Here is a 486-nt window from a genome sequence, read left to right on the forward strand (position 1 = left end):
AACCGGATTTCGACACGCCCGACAACATCAAGAATGCGGCAATCGAGGCGATCCGCCGTGGCGAAACCAAGTATCCGCCGGTTTCGGGCATCGTGCCGCTGCGCGAGGCGATCGCAAAAAAGTTCAAGCGCGAGAACAATCTCGACTACAAGCCCGAGCAGACCATAGTCGGCACCGGCGGCAAGCAGATCCTGTTCAACGCCTTCATGGCGACGCTGAACCCCGGCGACGAGGTCATCATTCCTCGCCCCTATTGGGTCAGCTACCCCGAGATGGTGGCCATATGCGGCGGCACCTCCGTGTTTGCCGACACCTCGATCGACAACGGCTTCAAGCTGACCGCTTCCGTGCTGGAAAAGGCGATCACGCCGAAGACCAAATGGCTGCTGATGAACTCGCCGTCGAACCCGTCGGGTGCCGCCTATACCGAAGCCGAATTGCGCGCGCTGGCCGACGTGCTGTTGAAGCATCCGCATGTCTGGACGC

The 486-nt window shown here is 60.7% G+C and carries 1 protein-coding gene; it reads left to right on the forward strand.

The window, feature by feature from the left end; genetic code table 11:
- The coding region (locus EN893_RS32040; protein WP_245490936.1) for an aminotransferase class I/II-fold pyridoxal phosphate-dependent enzyme at nucleotides 1-486 on the forward strand (486 nt) is incomplete at both ends.

This window comes from Mesorhizobium sp. M7A.F.Ca.CA.004.04.2.1, assembly GCF_004022825.1.
Lineage (GTDB): Bacteria > Pseudomonadota > Alphaproteobacteria > Rhizobiales > Rhizobiaceae > Mesorhizobium.